At 59.8% G+C, this 18,526-nt stretch carries 13 protein-coding genes; all 13 read left to right on the top strand.

What is annotated here, in order from left to right:
- Positions 1-86: 86 nt before the first annotated feature.
- The 13 genes from HY298_16685 to HY298_16625 all read left to right on the top strand — a co-directional run bounded on the left by HY298_16685 (position 87) and on the right by HY298_16625 (position 18,205).
- Positions 87-1,142, top strand: a complete 1,056-nt coding sequence (locus HY298_16685; protein MBI3851894.1) for a hypothetical protein — start codon at positions 87-89, stop codon at positions 1,140-1,142.
- Positions 1,143-1,194: 52 nt separating this feature from the next.
- A complete protein-coding gene (locus HY298_16680) occupies positions 1,195-2,598 on the top strand; it encodes a PQQ-like beta-propeller repeat protein (GenBank protein MBI3851893.1) in 1,404 nt (467 codons plus the stop codon).
- 220 nt (positions 2,599-2,818) lie between these two features.
- Entirely contained in the window at positions 2,819-3,061 is a 243-nt protein-coding gene (locus HY298_16675) for a hypothetical protein (GenBank protein MBI3851892.1), read from the top strand.
- The gene (locus HY298_16670; GenBank protein ID MBI3851891.1) at positions 3,058-4,071 is read left to right on the top strand and encodes a hypothetical protein; all 1,014 of its coding nucleotides are present in this window, start codon (positions 3,058-3,060) and stop codon (positions 4,069-4,071) included. The genes HY298_16675 and HY298_16670 overlap by 4 nt, the downstream gene beginning before the upstream one ends.
- On the top strand, positions 4,068-4,637 hold the full coding sequence (locus HY298_16665; protein MBI3851890.1) for a ferredoxin: 570 nt from the start codon (positions 4,068-4,070) through the stop codon (positions 4,635-4,637). The genes HY298_16670 and HY298_16665 overlap by 4 nt, the downstream gene beginning before the upstream one ends.
- Before the next feature lie 2 nt (positions 4,638-4,639).
- On the top strand, positions 4,640-6,109 hold the full coding sequence (locus tag HY298_16660) for a 4Fe-4S binding protein (protein ID MBI3851889.1): 1,470 nt from the start codon (positions 4,640-4,642) through the stop codon (positions 6,107-6,109).
- 12 nt (positions 6,110-6,121) lie between these two features.
- The gene (locus HY298_16655; protein ID MBI3851888.1) at positions 6,122-7,948 is read left to right on the top strand and encodes a PQQ-like beta-propeller repeat protein; all 1,827 of its coding nucleotides are present in this window, start codon (positions 6,122-6,124) and stop codon (positions 7,946-7,948) included.
- 56 nt (positions 7,949-8,004) lie between these two features.
- Complete coding sequence (locus HY298_16650) at positions 8,005-10,638, top strand: NAD(P)H-dependent oxidoreductase subunit E (GenBank protein MBI3851887.1); 2,634 nt, start codon at positions 8,005-8,007, stop codon at positions 10,636-10,638.
- 145 nt (positions 10,639-10,783) lie between these two features.
- On the top strand, positions 10,784-11,575 hold the full coding sequence (locus tag HY298_16645; GenBank protein MBI3851886.1) for a (2Fe-2S)-binding protein: 792 nt from the start codon (positions 10,784-10,786) through the stop codon (positions 11,573-11,575).
- Positions 11,539-12,282, top strand: a complete 744-nt coding sequence (locus tag HY298_16640; GenBank protein ID MBI3851885.1) for a hypothetical protein — start codon at positions 11,539-11,541, stop codon at positions 12,280-12,282. Before HY298_16645 ends, HY298_16640 begins: the two co-directional genes overlap by 37 nt.
- A 145-nt stretch (positions 12,283-12,427) precedes the next feature.
- Positions 12,428-14,497 (top strand): hypothetical protein, encoded by a 2,070-nt coding sequence (locus tag HY298_16635; protein MBI3851884.1) that lies wholly within the window; start codon positions 12,428-12,430, stop codon positions 14,495-14,497.
- Positions 14,498-14,596: 99 nt separating this feature from the next.
- Positions 14,597-17,554: a glycoside hydrolase family 2 gene (locus tag HY298_16630; protein ID MBI3851883.1), complete on the top strand. Its 2,958-nt coding sequence runs from the start codon at positions 14,597-14,599 to the stop codon at positions 17,552-17,554.
- A gap of 174 nt (positions 17,555-17,728) precedes the next feature.
- Positions 17,729-18,205 (top strand): DUF2314 domain-containing protein, encoded by a 477-nt coding sequence (locus HY298_16625; protein ID MBI3851882.1) that lies wholly within the window; start codon positions 17,729-17,731, stop codon positions 18,203-18,205.
- Positions 18,206-18,526: the final 321 nt, after the last annotated feature.

Genomic DNA, 18,526 nt, shown 5'->3' with positions numbered 1-18,526 from the left:
TTGGTTGATGTCCTAGATTGGCTTTGCAAAAAGTTTCAAGGCTCTATGCTGGCAACTGGACGTAACTGACAAATAGAACAAGTTTTATGGCTGACATAATCTTCGACTGCCCCTCCTGCAAACAACCTGTGCAAGCGGATGATGCGTGGGGCGGCCAGCAAATCGAGTGTCCCCTTTGCAAAGCGCCAATGATCGTGCCCGAAGCCCAAGGCACCGCCCCCCAGGTCGGCGCGAAATCTTTGGGTAAACAACTGGTGAGTGTGCCCGGTGGCACCAATCTTTCCGCGGGTGCCATTCAGGTACCCCGCCCCTCAAGTGGCAGGGGAATTCCCATAAGAAACCTCCAACAGCCACAGGCCAAGCGACAAAACCCCGTCGTTCGGTATGCGATCATCGGAGTGGTCATCGTGGCGGCGCTGGCGTCCGGCTGGGTGGCCTGGCCTTATCTTCGTCCACACATCCCCTTCTTGAACAAAGCCGCGGATGAGTCGGCCGCCGCGGCACCGCCCGCGACGGACAAAAGCGCAGCGGCCGCCCCGCCGGAGGCGGCTCCCCCGCCCCCACCGAAAGAGGTGCCAATGACCGCGCCGGTTTATACTCTCGATGTCGCTCAAGCCAAAATCTCGGAAGGGAAAGTGAATGGCAGCATTGCGGGAACGAATTTTGTGCCGGATATGGTGCGGCTTGACCAGGTGGCGGGCGGTTATGTGTTGAGCATGCGGCAGGGCGCCGGACAGACACCGGATCGCGGGTTGCGCGTGAATTTGCAACTGAAGCCGACGGACAGCCCCACTGGCCAGACTTGGACAGTGTCCCAGGATATGAGAGGGACGCCGATCAGCCGGGTCACCAAGATTTGGAAAACAAATCCAAAATATGCGGCACAGGAGAAAGTGTTCTTCACCGGGTTCGCCCTCAAACTCGAGTTCGGCCAGTTGACCGTGTCGAACACCCTCCCGGGCAAGATTTACGTGGCCTTGCCGGACAAAGAAGAAACCGTCGTGGGAGGGGTCTTCAACGCCGCGACGACGCTGGTCGGGGCTCAGGAAACGGGCGTGCAACAGCCGGCGATTCAAAATCCGCAAACCGACGCGCAAAGAGCAGAATTCCAAAAGCGGTACGGGCTCCGGCCCAAACCATGAACCTGAGAAATCAGCTCGGTTCGTCATTTGCGCCAGCGTTGTTGCGTGATTGATGAAGGGCAATTACAAGAGATTCATCGCCCTCTTGCCCGTGCTGGCCGCCTTGACCGGGTTGATGGCGCTGGCGCTTTGGTGGAACTCGCACACGGGCGCGGCGCTCAAGCTGCGCATTCCGGGCACGGATGCCGCACCCGGAGGCGAACGCGGCGGAGCCAACCCCGTTCTCGCGGGCAAACTCATTCCCGGTGCCGGCCAATCCTCTGATCAACCGGGCACCTGGCCGCAGTTTCGCGGGCCGAATCGCGACGGCATCTCTCCCGACTTCGCCAATCTCTCCCGCGACTGGACCGGTGCTCCGCCGCGCGAACTCTGGGCGCTGGACGTAGGCGAAGGCTATGCCGGAGTCGCTATTCGCAAGGGCCGCCTTTATCTCCTCGACTACGATCGCGAGGCGAAACAGAGCGCGCTGCGTTGTCTCTCGTTAAACGATGGCAAGGAAATCTGGCGCTTCGCTTATCCTCTCACCATCAAACGCAACCACGGCATGACGCGCACCGTGCCCGTCGTCACGGACAAATTCGTCGTCGCGCTCGACTCCAAGTGCAACGGGCTGTGCCTCGATGCCGCGACCGGCGAACTGCGCTGGAGCGCCAGCCTCGTCAACGATTACGGCGCGACCGTGCCCGAATGGTACGCCGGCCAATGCCCGCTCGTGGACGGCGAGCAAGTCATCCTGGCGCCGGGTGGCAAAGACGCGCTCCTGCTCGCGCTGGACATCGCAACCGGCCAGCCGTTGTGGCGAACGCCGAATACGCGGCTTTGGAAAATGACGCACTCGTCCGTGATGCCAATGGAATTCGCGAGGCGAAAACTCTACGTCTATTGCGCCAGCGGCGGCGTGGTCGGCATCGATGCCAAGGATGGTTCGAAGCTGTTTGAGACCAGCGATTGGAAAATCAGCATCGCCACGGTGCCCTCGCCCTTGCCGTTGCCTGACGGCAAAATCTTTTTCACCGGCGGCTACAACGCCGGCAGCCTGATGCTTCAGTTGGTCGAGGAAAGCGGGAAGGTCGCGACGCGGACACTTTTCAAACTCACACCCGACGTTTTCGGTGCGACACAGCACACACCACTTTTCAAGGACGGCCATCTTTACGGAGTTCGCGCGGATGGCCGATTCGTCTGTCTCGGCCTGGATGGAAAAGTCGTGTGGGCGAGCGGTCCGGGAGAAACTTTCGGCCTGGGTTCTTTCCTCATGGTCGGAGATTTGATCTTCGCACTTAATGGGGACGGCAAGTTGAGTTTGATCGAAGCCACTTCCGCGCGCTTCAACCTGCTGGGCCAGGCGCAAGTCCTGAAGGGCCGCGAGTCCTGGGCACCAATGGCGCTGGCCGGCGACCGTCTGCTGCTTCGCGACCTCACCCGCCTGGTTTGCCTCAACGTGGCGACAAAATAGAGCGAGGGTCTTTCTCTGGCCTTTTTCACCCCACCCCTAGCCGATTTCGACCTCGGCGTTGACCAAAGTCAAATCCCCGATGGCAAAAAAGGGTCAGACTTTGCCAAAACCGCACAAGCAGTTCGTTCTGGCCGGACGCAAAGTCTTGGGGAAGTCTGGGCCAACGCTCCTCGCGTGGTGAGAGGCGTGATTGCTTTGGGCTGTAAGACCGTCACCGGCAATGAAGACAAAACGGTCCGACAACGTGACCAACCGGCGGGAGTTCCTGCGGGGCGGATTCCGCTACGCACTGCTCGGGGGCGTGGCAACGGTGTCGGCAACTCTCATCCAGCGCAGCGGCGGAAAGCTCTTAGGACAGACCTGTATCAATCAGGGCATCTGCCGCGGTTGCGGGGCGTTTGAGGATTGTGGTTTGCCGCAAGCACTCTCGGCCAAACAGGCCACTCGCGAAGATCAAATATGAAACGCGAATTCCATCTTTCCTCCCGCCGCGAATTCTTCGGTCAAAGCGTCGGCACCATTACGATCCTTAGCGCCATCGCCTCGCAGCGCGGTCAAGCGGCGGAAAAAACTTCCAGCAATCCTTTCGCCTACGACCTTTCGCGACTAGAGAAAACTGATCCCAAGCTGATTGTTTATGAGGAAGCCACGCGCTGGAAGTCTCCTCATCCGGAAGCGAAGCGGCTCGGCATCGGATCTGACGACACGCTTTATGTTTGCTCCGGCAATTATGTCACCCTTATGAGCAGTTCAGGTGAGCGCGGACGTGAGCTTGCGCTTTCCGACCCGCCGCGCTGCGTCGCGCCGGCGAACGACAGAACGATTTTCATCGGCCTGCGCGACCATATCGAAGTGTTCGACGCGAAGGGCACACGCAAAGCCACTTGGGATTCGCCCGGAAAGAAACCGTGGTTTACCGGTCTCGGGGTGACGGAGAATGAAGTGTTCGTAGCGGACGCCGGCAATCGCGTGATCTTGCGCTACGACAGGTCCGGCAAGCTCATCCGCCGCATCGGCGAGAAGGACAAGGAGCGCAACACCCCCGGCTTCATCATTCCCAGTCCATTCTTTGATGTGGAAATGTCGCGCGACGGATTGTTGCGCGTTAACAATCCGGGCCGCCACCGCATCGAGACTTACACGACGGACGGCGATTTCGAAGGCGCATGGGGCACGGTTTCCATGGGCATTACCGGATTCTGCGGCTGTTGCAACCCCATCAACCTCGCGCTGCTGCCGGATGGCAAGTTCCTCACCTGCGAGAAAGGTTTGCCACGCGTCAAGATTTACAGCGCCGATGGCCAGTTTGAATCCGTCGTCGCAGGCGTGGAATCGTTCGCCGAGAATGGCAAAGCTTGCGGTCCTTCCGATTGCACGGCGGGGGGACTGGACGCCGTCGTGGATTCGCAAGGGCGGATTTACATTTTGGATTTCGTTACCGGCGACATCCGAGTGATGAAACGCAAGGCATGAGCGAGAAACCAACAACCGAGCCGACGGCGACGCGACGCGCGTTCCTGCGCAACGGCGCGCGCATCGCGGCGATGACCGGGCTGGGCGCCCTCGGTGGAGTGCTGGCCAATCGCAGTCAAGCGAAGAGTTGGGTGTGGCAGATCGATCCCGCGAAGTGCGTCCACTGCAGCAATTGCGCCACCCAGTGCGTGCTCGAACAATCCGCCGTGAAGTGCGTTCACGCGTTCGCGATGTGCGGCCATTGCAATCTTTGCACCGGCTACTTCGAGCCGGAGCCGAATTCGCTGACCACCGCCGCCGAAAATCAGCTTTGCCCCACCGCCGCCATCAAGCGCACGTTTATTGAAGACCCGTATTACGAATACACCATTGACGAAAAACTCTGCATCGGCTGCGCGAAATGCGTCGAGGGCTGCAATCGTTTTGGCAACGGCTCGCTGTTCCTGCAAATCCGCCACGACCGCTGCGTTCATTGTAACGAATGCGCCATCGCCCGCACCTGCCCCGGCGACGCATTCCGTCGCGTGCTCGTCAGTCAACCCTATCTCCTCAAAACGACGCATTGAACATGAGCCGCCTTCTCCATCGTATCAGCCGACGTGTGGAGGAAATGTCTCATTTGCGATTTACGATTTACGATTTACGCGTCTTTCGCCAGTTCGCTCGTAAATGGTACATCATAAATCGCAAATTACTTTGGCTGCTCCAAATTGTTGTCACGCTTGTCGCCGTTCAGCTTACCAGCATATCCGCCATCGCTGAACAACGTTTCCCACCGCCTGACTTCACCGAGACGAACCACCAACTGCCGATCACCACGACGCCCGCCGCTCGTGCCGAATGGCTGCAATACCTCGATGTCGCCGTGTTGTTCGCGTGCCTCGGCGTGGCGGTTTGGTTGATCTACCGCAAACGCTCGCGACGTGGAGTCTGGGCGCTGTCGGTTTTTTCGCTGATCTATTTCGGGTTTTGGCGACAAGGCTGCATCTGCGCCATCGGTGCGCCGCAGAACATAATTCTTGGCCTGTTCGAACCCAGCTACACCGTGCCGCTGACGGTCATCGCGTTTTTCGCCGCGCCGCTCATCGTCGCGCTGTTTGCTGGTCGGGCATTCTGCGCGGGCGTTTGTCCGCACGGTGCGTTGCAGGATTTGCTGCTGATCAAACCCATCAAAGTTCCTCTCTGGCTTGAGCACGCGCTGGGCGTCTTGCCGTTCATCTTTCTTGGCTTCGGTCTGACCTTCGCCGCTACCGGCACGGGCTTTCCCATCTGCCGCTACGATCCCATCGTGCCGATCTTCCGGCTCAACGGGCCTGGCCTGCTGATTTTTCTCGCCGCACTGACGCTCGTACTCGGCATGTTCGTTGGCCGACCCTATTGCCGTTTCCTGTGTCCCTATGGCGCGTTGTTGAAACTCACGTCGCTCGCCTCCAAGTGGCGTGTGCGCGTCACCCCCGACATCTGCACGCAATGCCAGCTCTGCGAAAACTCCTGTCCCTTCGGTGCGATGCGTGAACCTTCGTCCGGCACAGTCGAACCCAAATTTCTTAAAGCGGATCGCCGCAACCTTGGTTGGTTGCTGTTGTGCGTGCCGGTGCTCATCGCCGGTGGCGCGTGGGTTGGTGGCGAACTTTCCGTGTCCGTCGCCAGACTCAATCCAACGGTTGAACTCGCCGAGCGCTACATCAACCAACAGAAATCACCCGCGAACTACGGGGTGATGACGCCCGAAGCGCTCTCGCTCCAACGCGCCGAGCGCGACCCGGAGGCGTTATTGAAAGCCGCAACCGACTTGCGTCATCGCTTCTGGCTCGCGTGTGTGGTGTTCGGCGGCTGGGTTGGATTGGTCATCGGCGTCAAGCTGGTGAGCCTCTCGTTGCGGACGTTACGGACAGACTTCGAACCAGATCGCGGTGCGTGCTTCGCCTGCGCGCGTTGCTTCCGCTCGTGTCCACAGGAGTTGGTCCGCATTGGCCAGATGCCGGCCAGCGAACTGCCTGCGCGAAATGCCGCGCAGCTCGCTGCTGCCGCGAAATGACGTATGGTCTCGATGCAGAAACCAACGAGCGCCGGCGATTTGGAGTGCCGCCATCAGGAGGTCGGACGTTCGCCAGCGGTCACCGAACCGGCTAAAGCCGAAACTCCAAACTCTGCCGTTGTTCGCCCCATTGTTGGCACAATCTGGATCGCGGCGGTATTCTGTCTATTCGTTTGCGGTTACCTGCTCTATCAACACTCCGTCGCGGCCGAGCGTGATCCGTGGAAATCACCACAACTACTTGCGCTGAAGGAAAAACTCCGCGCCGCACCAGCCGATGAAACGATTAAAACGGATATTCGCCGGCTCGATCTGGAATTCCGCCAGCGTTACGTGCGCCGGCTTTCGCTCAATCGCACCGGTGGCTGGTTGCTGGTGGGCGGCATGGCAGTGATGTTGCTGGCGGCCAAACAAACCGCAAAACTCCAGGCACTGGCGCCGATGCCGAGGTTGAAAATCGACGCCGCGACACAAGCGCGGCAAGTATCCACCCGCTCGCGCTGGTCGGTGACGGTCTTAAGTGCGGTGGTGGTGGCCGGACTGGCAACACTTGCATTCACGACGAGTTCGCCGTTGCCGGAATCAAAGCTTGAACTGGACAAATTGCTAGGGCGCGGCTCACCCGATGAAGCTGTTGGGGGCGGTGTTTCACTCGCAGAATTCAAAGCCAACTGGCCGCGATTCAGAGGAGCTGCCGCAGGCGGTGTCTCCGACCAGACCAACCTGCCCGTGAGCTGGGACGAAAAACTCGGCGCCGGCATTGCATGGAAATCATCCGTCCCCGCCCGCGGCCACGGATCGCCCATTGTATGGGGCAATCGCGTTTTTCTTTCGGGTGGTGACGAGGTTGCGCGCTTTGTTTTGTGTTACAATGCGCAAAGCGGGCAGATGCTTTGGCAGCGCGGCGTCACGAATGTGCCCGGCACACCGGCGAAGCAACCGGAAATTTCCGAGATGACCGGCTACGCCTCACCCACGATGGCCTGCGACGGTCGCCGCGTGTTCGCCATCTTTGCCAACGGCGACCTCGCTGCGTTCACGCTCGAGGGCGCATCCGTCTGGTCAAAAAACATCGGCGTGCCCAAAAACATGTACGGCCACGCCACCTCACTAGCCATCTGGCCGGGCCACCTTATTGTGCAACTAGATCAGGACGAAGGCGCGCCCGGCGGCTCGAAACTGTTCGCGTTCGATGGCACCACTGGACGTCCGCTTTGGGAACGGAGCAAACCGACGCATGGCTCGTGGGCGACACCCATCATCATTGAGGCGGCGGGAAAAACGCAGATCATCACCCTCGCGCTGCCGCACGTCATCAGCTATTCGCTGACAGACGGCAACGAACTCTGGCGTGCGGATTTGCTGGAAGGCGAAGTCACGCCTTCGCCGATCTTCGCGGGCGGACTCGTCATCGTCGTCAACCCGTCGGTGAAGCTCGTCGCCCTTCGCCCCGACGGCGCGGGCGACGTTACGAAGTCGCACATTGTCTGGACCGCTGAGGACAACATTCCCGATGTCACGAGTCCGGCGAGCAATGGCGAATTGGTTTTCACCGTGACCAGCAGTGGCGTGTTGATGTGCTTCAACGCGAAGGATGGCAAAAAAGTTTGGGAGAAGGACCTCGAAATGGAAGTGCAATCCTCGCCGAGTATCGTGGGAGATCGGTTGCTGGTGCTTGGCACAAAAGGCGTCTCGGTGGTGGTCGAAGCCGGGCGCCAGTTCAAGGAGGTCGCACGCAGCACGCTGGCAGATGAATTCCTGGCCAGCCCGGCGTTTGCAAAGGGACGCATCTTCTTGCGCGGAAAAACAAACCTGTGGTGCCTGGGAGAAAAGAAATGAGGATAAATCCTGATGCCGATTTAGGATTTTGAACTTCGGATTTCGGATTTTGATTCATGCCTGTTGAACTGACATTTACGGACGAGGTGGTGACGCGCGTGGGACGAACGCCAGAGGCGGTGATACCGATTCTGCAGGCGTTGCAGGAGCATTACGGCTATCTGCCGGAGGAGGCCCTGCGCCGCGTTTGTGCGGCGACCGAGATCACTCCCGCTGCCATTGCCGGCGTCGCTTCGTTCTACGACATGTTCCGGATGCAGCCCGCCGGTAAACACATCGTGCGCGTCTGCCGCGGCACGGCGTGTCACGTCTCAGGCGCGGAACGCGTCGAAGACGCGCTGCGCCGGCATCTGCGCATTCCCGACGGCGCAGACACGGACAACGATCGTGAATTTACAATCGAACAGGTAGCTTGTCTCGGCACCTGCACCCTTGCGCCCGTGGTGAAAGTGGGCGGGACGACGTTGGGTCACACCAGCGCCGAGAGCGTGGCCGAAGCCATGCGTGAATTCCTGGCGCTGCAGGCCGGGTCGAACGCAACCCCGTCCACGGAGGCAGTTCCCCATCGCGAACGCAATGGCAGTGTGGCGGAGATTCACGTCGGGCTGGGTTCGTGTTGCATGGCGAAAGGCAGCGACAAGTTGTTTCATGCCCTGAACGAAAGCACGTCAGCTTGCGGTGGCAAGGTGGTGGTCAAGCGCGTCGGTTGCGTGGGCATGTGCCATCGCACACCCATGATCGAAGTGGCTGAGTCGGGGAAACCCGGCACATTTTACGCGGACCTCACTGCGGCGCAAGCGCGCGCGCTGGTGCAACGGCATTTCAAACCGCGCGGATTCCTGCGCCGCGCGTCCCGTGTCTGGATTCGCGCGCTCGACAGTTTGTTGCTCGACGATTCGCGTGAACAGCGCGGCGTCCAGCGTTTCTCGATGAGCAAACGTGACCCGAACGTGCGCGCGTTTCTCGACAAGCAGGTTCACATCGCCACGGAGCATTTCGGAAAACTTGATCCACTGGATCTTGACGAGTACCTCGCGCACGACGGATTTGCGGCGCTGGCAAAGTGTTTGGGTAAAGTGCCAACTCCCGGCTTCCAACACCGGGACAAGTTTATGTTGCATATGCAACATGAAACTGTCCCGGCTTTTTCACAGGATGAAATCATCTCAACGATCGAACGATCCGGCTTGCGCGGGCGCGGCGGGGCGGGATTCCCTAGCGGGCAAAAGTGGCGCGTGGTCGCACAGCAACCGGGCGAATCGAAATACGTCATTTGCAATGGCGACGAGGGCGACCCGGGCGCGTTCATGGACCGGATGATTCTCGAATCGTTTCCGTTCCGCGTCATCGAAGGGCTGGCGATTGCGGCGGTGGCGGTCGGGGCGCACGAAGGTATTTTCTACATTCGTCACGAGTATCCACTCGCGGTCAAACGGGTGCGCGCGGCGATTGCGGAATTGGAAAAGCGCGGATGGCTCAGGAATGAGGAACATCCAACATCCAACATCCAACATTCAACTCCGAATGATCCCCTCACCCCGGCCCTCTCCCCTGCTGAAGGGGAGAGGGAGAATCTTCCTCTGTCTTCCCGCGCAACTGTGACCGACGACGGCCAGACGACTGAGGAGAAACCACAAGCCGGGCAACGGCTGTCTCCTCTCCCCCGCCGAGGGGGAGAGGGTCAAGGTGAGCGGGACTTCCCCGACTTTCCCTTGAAGCTCTCCGTCTTTGAAGGCGCTGGCGCGTTCGTTTGCGGCGAGGAGACGGCCCTGATTGCGTCGGTCGAGGGTCAACGCGGGATGCCGAAGTTGCGACCGCCGTTTCCCGCGGAGAAAGGTTTGTGGAGCAAACCCACACTCATCAACAACGTTGAGACGCTGGCGCTCGTGCCTTGGATTATTCGCAACGGCGCGGAGAAGTTCGCGGCGATCGGCACGGCAAAGAGCAAAGGCACAAAGGTATTTGCGTTGGCGGGAAAGATTCGTCGCGGCGGACTCATCGAAGTTCCGATGGGCACGACCATCCGCGAGATCGTCGAGGAGATTGGCGGCGGTGCCGGCGAGGGACATCGCTTCAAAGCGGTGCAAATCGGCGGGCCGAGTGGCGGTTGTGTGCCCGCGCGACTAGCGGACACGCCGGTGGATTATGAATCGTTGCGGGATGTGGGCGCCATCATGGGCAGCGGCGGTCTGGTGGTGCTCGACGACACGAACTGCATGGTGGACATCGCGAGGTATTTCCTCCAGTTCACCCAGGACCAGTCGTGCGGCAAGTGCACGTTCTGCCGCATTGGCACGAAGCGGATGCTCGATATCCTCGATCGTCTGTGCACCGGCAAAGCAACACGGCAACATCTCGAAGAACTGGAGCGCCTGGCCGTCCAGGTCGGTGCGGGCAGCCTGTGCGGCCTCGGAAAAACCGCGCCCAATCCCGTGTTGACGACCCTCCGCTATTTCCGCGACGAATACGAAGCGCACATCGCGGGGCGCTGTCCAGCGCGCAAATGCACCGCGCTCATTCATTACATGATCAACACCGACTGCACGGGCTGCACTATCTGCGCTCAGAATTGTCCGGTGAACGCGATTCCGATGACACCGTATGCCCAGCACGTGATTGATGACGCGAAATGCACGCGGTGCGACACCTGCCGACAGGTCTGTCCGCACAACGCGGTGGAGGTGAGATGAAAAATCCGAAGAACCGAAATCCGAAATCCGAAAGAAATCAGATGGCCGAAATCCGACGGACATGGCTGCGGGATTGCAAGTTTCGGGCTTCGGATTTCGCGCTTCTTTCGGATTTCGGATTTCGGATTTCGGATTTCACGCCACCATGAACCGATTCTCCATCACGATAGACGGTTGCACAGTCGCGGTTTCACCCGGCGAAAGCGTCCTCTCGGCAGCGCGCAAGCTGGCCATCGACATCCCGACCCTGTGCTTTCTCGAAAAATGCGGACCGCTGAACACCTGTCAGGTTTGCCTCGTGAAGTTGAATGGCAAGCTCGTGCCATCGTGTGGCACCAAGGTCGCACCGGGCATGGTGGTTGAGAGTGAGACGGAAGAAGTCCATGAAGCGCGGCGCACGGCGCTGGAACTTTTGTTCAGCGATCATGTGGGGGATTGCCTCTCACCGTGTCATCGGCTGTGTCCGCTCATGTTGAACATTCCGGTGATGCTCCGGCAAATCGAGGCAGGTCAACTGGACGATGCCATTGCTACGGTGCGGCAAGCTCTGCCGCTGGCGGGTGTGCTGGGGCGGATTTGTCATCATCCTTGCGAGCAGGGCTGCCGTCGCGGCAACTGGGACGATCCGGCGGCCATTCGTGACATGGAAAAGTTCGCGACGGATCAGGATTCCAAGCAACCCGAACCGCACGTGCCCCCGCGCAAACCGACCACGGGAAAATCGATTGCCATCATTGGTGCCGGGCCGACGGGTTTGGCGGCGGCCTATTACCTTGCCTGCTCGACGCAGAGCTCACTCTGCTCGCGCGGCTTGGAGTCGCTTTCAAGCTGGGCGTTGAGTTGGGAAATCACGTCACGCTGGAAGGATTGTCGCGCGGGTTCGATGCCATACTCCTCACCGTGGGTGAGGTTACCAAGGACGACGCGAGCAAACTGAATTTGCCGATGGCCGGCACATCGCTCAAGGCCGACCCGAATTCTTGTCTGACGCCTATTCCGAATGTTTTCGCCGCGGGCGGCGCTGTGCGCGCGCAGAAGCAACTGGTGAAAGCGATGGCCGAAGGCCGCGCCGCAGCCGCGTGCGTGGATCGCTTTTTGAGCGGCCAATCCGCACGCCGACCGGAAAAGCCATTCTCAAGCATCATGGGCCGGCTCGACCCGGGCGAGATGAAGGCGTTTATCCTGTCGGCAAAAGGAAGTGCGAGCGTGTCACCATGCGATCGCTGCGCCGGACACACGAAACAGGAAGCGGCGATGGAATCCTCGCGTTGTTTGCATTGCGACTGTCGATCGAGCGGCAACTGCGTGCTGCAACATTACGCGCAAGTCTATGGCGCGGACGCGAGTCGTTTCCGCGCGGAGCGGAAGAAGTTCGAACAACACACCCAGCCCGGCGGCATCATCTTCGAACCGGGCAAGTGCATCCTGTGCGGGATTTGTGTGAAGTTGACGGAGCTGGCGGCTGAACCTTTGGGGCTGACGTTTATCGGGCGCGGCTTTGATGTAAAGGTAAGCGCGCCTTTCAATGGCGAGATTCAGGCCGGTCTTCAAAAGGTCGCCGCAGAGTGTGTGGAACAATGTCCGACGGGGGCGCTCACGTTCCAAAGTGATCATCCTCCTCATGGCGTCTCGTTGGTTGGCTGAACTGCGAGTGCCGAGTCTTATTGTTGGTTTGCGTGAGGAATCGTGATCACAAAAAGGGCTTGACCAGTGGGAGCGTAATTCAAAGCATCGCAACATTCTGACTACGCAGTGGCAATCCTCAATCGACGCATTCGTCCGCCAGTTCTTGCTGGCGCGATTCGTTCCCGCCCTGTTGGTCGCCACGCTCGGGTGGTTTGGTTCGACGCGAGCTGCGGAAATCGCGCCGGGGTCGTCTCAAACCAACCGACTGGGGCGCACCTTTTACGTCTCCAAGCTCGGCGACAACTCCGACGGCAGCAGTTGGCAAAAAGGCTTTCACACCATTCAAGCTGCGCTCCTCGCTTTACCGGATGACCGGGGCGGCCATCGCATTCTCATCCGACCCGACATTTACGCGGAAGCCAATCTCTACCCCGCGCACAAAGGAGCGCCGAACGCCTACAACATTCTGGAGGGTGACTGGGACGGACGCTTCGGCTCCGACACCAACGGCTGGGTGGTGGTGGACTCCGGCGCGCCGCTGGCGGTGGTGCGCACGAATCCAAAGGCAGGTACGGGCAATCCAACTTTCATGATCCTCGACTCGGGCGATCCGCAGAAGGAAACCGGGCTCAAGTCCGTGGATTGGTGGAGCACGTTCCGCGCGTCGCCGGATTTCTCCGGCGTGGGTTGGGACCGCTGGATTGTCCGCCGCATTTATGCGACCGGCAGTGACGCCGGTTTGTTTTGGGACCTGCCGCCGAAGATCGAACCGTTCACCGTCATCGTCGAAGACAGCGTCGGCATTGGACGCGCGTTTGGCGGCGGTGTGGCGCACTTCGCAGCACGCGCCGAGGAGCCGATCGTCTTCCGTCGATGCAAACTGTGGTGTCTGGACTGGTGGGGCGACGCCGCCGGAGCCTACATTCGCGCGGAGAATCCCGCCCTGCCCTCTCTACCCGATGTCACGTTCGAAGATTGCACGCTGGTGGGTGTAGACAATGCGTTGCAAGCGGGCAATCCCGGCTTCAGCGGTTACACGCGCGTCAAGCTCGCGAGTTGCCGGCTGATCTCGCTAAACTTTTCACAACCTCAAGGTACGCCTTCCTCCGGGATCATTTACAGCACCATCGATGGCAAACTGCTGCACACCGATCTGGTGGATTGCACCTTGATGGGTTACAAGGTTTTTGGCGCCGGCAAGGGCGAGGTCGGTTTCTCGGTGAAGGGCAACGTGCGCGCCTACGTGCAATATCGTCAGCCCGTGCCCGCCGGATTCGAGCGATTGCGCTTCTGGCCCTTGGAAATGTTTAATGAAATTGTCCCGGAAAGATTTCCGGCAGCGCCACCGTTCGCTTCCGGCCGGCCCAAACTGACGAAGCTGCCCTTCGCCATGGGCCAAGCGATGGAGAATTCGCCCGTCATTTTTAATTCCCGCCCGTTGCTGGTGCTCAACCACCGAGACGATACCAAGGTCAACACCGACGCCTACAAGCGTAGCATGTATCTTTACATTCAAGACCTCGTGACCGGCCGGGAAGTGGCGCGGTTCGGGGAAGGACATTCGTTTGCCAATGCGTTCGTGAACGGCGCGGAACTGAATGTCTTTGCCAGCGAAGGCACGGACCGAGATTGGTTCCAAAGTCTCTATCGTTTCCATTCGGCGAACCTGACGAACTGGCAACGCGAGTTGGCGATTCCGCAGGAGGGAAAGGAACATCTGTTTAATGCCTCCGTCTGCCGCGATGACCGGGGCTATCTCATCGCCTACGAGTCGGACAAACCGGTGCAGTTTTGTTTCAAGTTCGCGCGCTCCGGCGACCTCTCGCGCTGGGAGAAAATTCCAGGTCTGGTTTTCACCGGGGTGAACAATGAATACAGCGCTTGTCCGGTGATTCGTTACTTCGCGCCGTATTATTACGTGATCTATCTGCACGCGGCCATCCCTGGCCACACCGGGTGGGTTTCATTTCTGGCGCGCTCCAAGGACCTTGCCACTTGGGAACTCAGCCCGTTCAATCCGATCCTCGAAGCGGGTGACGGCGAAGGCATCAATAACTCAGACGTGGATCTCCTGGAGTACGAGGGCAACACTTATCTCTATTACGCTACTGGCGATCAAGCGACCTGGGGCGCATTGCGTGTGGCGCAATATGCCGGCCCAATGAAAGAATTTTTCGCCAATCACTTCCCAGAGGGCGTGCCGTTGATCAAGGCGACTGCGGTCAGGAAGTGACTTGACCGCTGGTCCCTCATGAAGTGGACTCAAACCTTCGAACGCACCGCACCAATGAAGCCGCTACTTGTCTTAGTCGCCGTCGCAGTTCAGGGCCTTATGGCCTGCCTATCAATAAATTCCGCAGGCGCCCAAGCCCAGCCTGCGTCCGCTCTCGTCGAGTCGCTGAATGGTGAATGGCGACTGGCAACGGACCCAAAAAACGAGGGCCGGGATCAGCAATGGTTCAAGGCTCCGCGGCCTGAAGCTGTGTCGTTCAAAGTGCCATGGATAATCCAGGACGCCTTTCCTGGCTACCACGGCGTCGCATGGTACTGGCGCGAGTTCAACGCGCCACGTAATCCCAACGTCGGCGGACGTTACCTGTTGCGCTGTTGGGCTGTGGATTACAAAGCCGATGTCTGGCTCAACGGCATCCCTGTCGGCGGACACGAAGGCGGCGAAACGCCCTTCGTCTTGGATGTGACGGACGCCATTAAGACCAACACCACGAACCTGCTGGCCGTGCGGGTCCTGAATCCGACCAGCGAACCGATTGACGGCATCGTGTTGAACCAAACCCCGCACCGCAACAAAGCGACGAACTTTTTCGCCGGCGCCTCCTACAACCACGGCGGCATCATGGACTCCGTCGAACTGCTCGCGGTGCCCGCCGTGCGCGTCGAAGACCTCTGCCTTCGGCCCGACGCGAAGACCGGCGTGATCCGGTTGCGGGCCATCGTCCGCAACGCCACGGCCAAATCACTTCGTGGCCAACTGACCTTCACGGTCGCTCCCGCGGCCAGCGGCGAAACGCTGGACGTCGTTCCCGTGGAGCGCGCCTTGCCGTCCGGCGCCACGGTCATCGAGGCGAGCTTGCGCGTGGCTCAGCCGCGTCTCTGGGAACTGAACGATCCTTACCTTTACCGCGTCACCGCGCAGGTGCGCGTGAAGAAATCCACCGCGTTCGATGAACAGTCGGTGCGCTGTGGCTTCCGCGATTTCCGGTTTGCCGATGGCTATTTTCGCCTTAACGGGCGGCGGGTCTTCCTGCGCGGCTCGCACACCGGCAATCATTACCCCATTGGCCTCCAGTTGCCGCATGACCCCGACCTCTTGCGGCGCGACCTCCTCAACGTGAAAGTGATGGGGTTCAATCTGATTCGGTTCATTGCGGGCATGGCGACCCGCGACCAACTCGATTTGTGCGACGAAATCGGCTTGCTGGTTTACGAGGAATCCTACGCCGCCTGGCTGCTCGAAGATTCGCCCAAGATGGCCGAATGGTTCGATCGCTCGACGACCGAGATGATCCGGCGCGATCGCAATCATCCGAGCCTGGTGATCTGGGGGTTGCTCAATGAAACCAGCGACGGGCCGGTCTTTCGGCATGCCGTCGCCAGCCTCCCGCTGGTGCGCTCGCTGGACGATAGCCGCACGATTCTTTTGAACAGCGGTCGCTGGGACGGCCAACTCGCCATCGGCTCCGTCTGCAATCCCGGGTCAACAACGTGGGAACATTTGCTCGGCGACGAACAACCCGGCGCGGCGCCGTCCAGAATGAGTTCCCCGGGCGGCTACTGCAAACGGATGGGCGACGTGCATGGCTATCCGCGCGTGCCGCACACCGCGCAGACCATCCAGTTCTTGCGCACGCTGGGCCAGGGCACGAAGCCGGTGTTTCTATCGGAGTATGGCATCGGCAGCGCAGTGGACCTGTGGCGGGTGGTTCGCCACTACGAGTCCCTCGGCAAGGAATCGACGGAAGACGCGCAGTTCTATCGCGCCAAACTCAATGCCTTCCTCGCCGACTGGGAACGCTGGCGACTCGCTGAATGTTTTGGCCGCCCGGAAGATTACTTTGCACAGTGCGTTCGCAAGATGGCCGGCCAACGGCTGCTGGGCCTCAATGCGATTCGCTCCAACCCGAACCTGGTGGGTCACAACCTGACTGGCACGGTGGATCAAGGCATGACCGGCGAAGGTCTGTTCACGACGTGGCGCGAACTCAAACCTGGCACGACCGACGCGCTGTTCGACGGCCTCGCGTCGCTCCGCTGGTGTTTGTTCGTCGAACCGCTCAACCTCTATCGCGGCAATCCGGTCAAACTGGAGGCCGTCCTCGCCAACGAAGACGCGCTGTTGCCCGGCGACTACCCGGTGCGGCTGCAAGTCTTCGATCCGAACAACCAACTCGTCTGGTCGGGCCAGACCAACGTCGTCATCCAAGATCGGAAAACCAAAAGCGAACCGCCGTTGGCCCTGCCGGTTTTTGCCGACGACGTGGTGATCAACGGGCCGGCGGGCAAGTATCGTTTTGTGGCCGCGCTGGAGCGCGGTGGCGCCCCGGCGGGCGGGGAAGCGGAATTCTACGTTGCCGACCCGGCGACGATGCCCCGGGTGGATGCCGAAATTGTGCTCTGGGGGTCGGGCGCGGAATTAAGCCACTGGCTGGAGACGCACGGCATCCGCACGCGCGCATTTTCTTCCGCCGAGCCGACGGCGCGCGAGGTGATCCTGACTGTTAAAGAACCCCAGGTCGCCGGCGACTCCGCCGCGTGGAGTGAACTGGCCCGCCGCGTGGCGAGAGGTGCGACGGCCGTTTTTCTGTCACCGGAAGTTTTCAAGAAAGACCGCGACAAAGCCGCCTGGTTGCCCCTGGCGAACAAGGGTTCTCTCAACTCAATTCAAGGCTGGCTCTACTTGAAGGATGAATGGGCCAGGCGGCACGCCATCTTCGATGGCCTGCCAGCGGGTGGTTTGATGGACTACACCTTTTACCGCGAACTCATCCCGGATGCCGTTTGGTCGGGACAGGACCCGCCGGACGAAGCCGTCGCCGGGGCGATCCGGACGTCGCAGGATTATTCCGCCGGTTTGATGGTGGCGGTTTACAAGTTGGGGGCGGGCCGGTTCATTTTGAATACGCTCCGCATCCGGGAAAACCTGGGCAGCCACCCGGCCGCCGACCGCCTGCTGAACAACCTGCTCCGGTTCGCCGCGCGCGACGCGAACCAACCGCTGGCGGACCTGCCCGCGGATTTCGAGGCGCAACTGAAATCCATCGGCTACAAATAGCCCAGCAACGCAACTGATTTTCGAGAACGCTTCGTGTCAAAATAAACCGCTTGCCGCACGTCCGAAGCCGGCCTTAAATGCCGCCATGCAAGACCGAACTTGGCCAAACCGGTCCACGCTTCACCAAACCCAAGTTTGGTTGACTCCCTTTAGCCCGTTCGAACACACCACACCATGAATCGAGCATCCCAAACCGCACTGGTGTTAATCGGAGTCCTGCTGACACTGCTCACCGCCTGCGCGACGCGCGACAAAGGCTACGTGGAGGATTCAGACCCAGAGATGGCGACAGCCATTGCCAAGGCGAGACAAACGCTTCCGCAGTTCTGGCAGGTGTTCGACAAGCGGGAGCACGGTGAGAGTAATTTTGTGCTCGTGGTCAGGATTACAGACAAAGGACGTATTGAGCACTTTCACACTACCGACTTCGAGCGTCGCGACGGCAAGACGATGGTCACCATCAAGAACCACCCGAAAATCGTGGCGAGCGTGAAGTTAGGCGACCGGATTGAGATTCCAGAGACGGGCATCACAGACTGGAGCTACATGCGCGCCGGGAAGTATGTCGGTATGGCTACAATGAAGCCTCGGTTTAAGTATATGCCGGCAGACGTCGTTGAACGATTCAAACAAGTCATGACTGACCCATGAGTGAACGGCCTAAAATCACTGCAGCCAACGCCGGATGGCGCACGCAGTTCCGCTTTCGCGGGTCACGTCATCGGCGTTGCATGGCTGGACGTTGGATATAACTACATCCTTAACCACAGCCGGGCGGCTGGATGCGAAGACCGGCGCTCCGCTTGCCGCACGGTGACTTTACCTGGCGGAGCAAACCTTGTTCAATCGCTAAGGATTCAAATCCGACAACACCATTGACCCATGCGCATTGATGCCCACCACCACTTCTGGAAACTCAGCCGCTACGATTATCCGTGAACGGGTCTGTCCGGAGGATTGACACAAAACTCT

Source organism: Verrucomicrobiota bacterium (assembly GCA_016200005.1).
Classification (GTDB): Bacteria; Verrucomicrobiota; Verrucomicrobiia; order Limisphaerales; family PALSA-1396; genus PALSA-1396.
The sequence above is the reverse complement of the archived record's forward strand: the minus strand, read 5'-3'. Positions and strand labels throughout refer to the sequence as shown.

Bases quoted from the DNA above. Each gene is read 5' to 3' on its own strand.
- HY298_16675 (MBI3851892.1), top strand. From the start codon at position 2,819: ATGAAGACAAAACGGTCCGACAACGTGACCAACCGGCGGGAGTTCCTG.
- HY298_16650 (MBI3851887.1), top strand. From the start codon at position 8,005: ATGCCTGTTGAACTGACATTTACGGACGAGGTGGTGACGCGCGTGGGA.
- HY298_16645 (MBI3851886.1), top strand. From the start codon at position 10,784: ATGAACCGATTCTCCATCACGATAGACGGTTGCACAGTCGCGGTTTCA.
- HY298_16625 (MBI3851882.1), top strand. From the start codon at position 17,729: ATGAATCGAGCATCCCAAACCGCACTGGTGTTAATCGGAGTCCTGCTG.
- HY298_16630 (MBI3851883.1), top strand. From the start codon at position 14,597: ATGGCCTGCCTATCAATAAATTCCGCAGGCGCCCAAGCCCAGCCTGCG.
- HY298_16680 (MBI3851893.1), top strand. From the start codon at position 1,195: ATGAAGGGCAATTACAAGAGATTCATCGCCCTCTTGCCCGTGCTGGCC.
- HY298_16685 (MBI3851894.1), top strand. From the start codon at position 87: ATGGCTGACATAATCTTCGACTGCCCCTCCTGCAAACAACCTGTGCAA.
- HY298_16670 (MBI3851891.1), top strand. From the start codon at position 3,058: ATGAAACGCGAATTCCATCTTTCCTCCCGCCGCGAATTCTTCGGTCAA.
- HY298_16665 (MBI3851890.1), top strand. From the start codon at position 4,068: ATGAGCGAGAAACCAACAACCGAGCCGACGGCGACGCGACGCGCGTTC.
- HY298_16655 (MBI3851888.1), top strand. From the start codon at position 6,122: ATGCAGAAACCAACGAGCGCCGGCGATTTGGAGTGCCGCCATCAGGAG.
- HY298_16660 (MBI3851889.1), top strand. From the start codon at position 4,640: ATGAGCCGCCTTCTCCATCGTATCAGCCGACGTGTGGAGGAAATGTCT.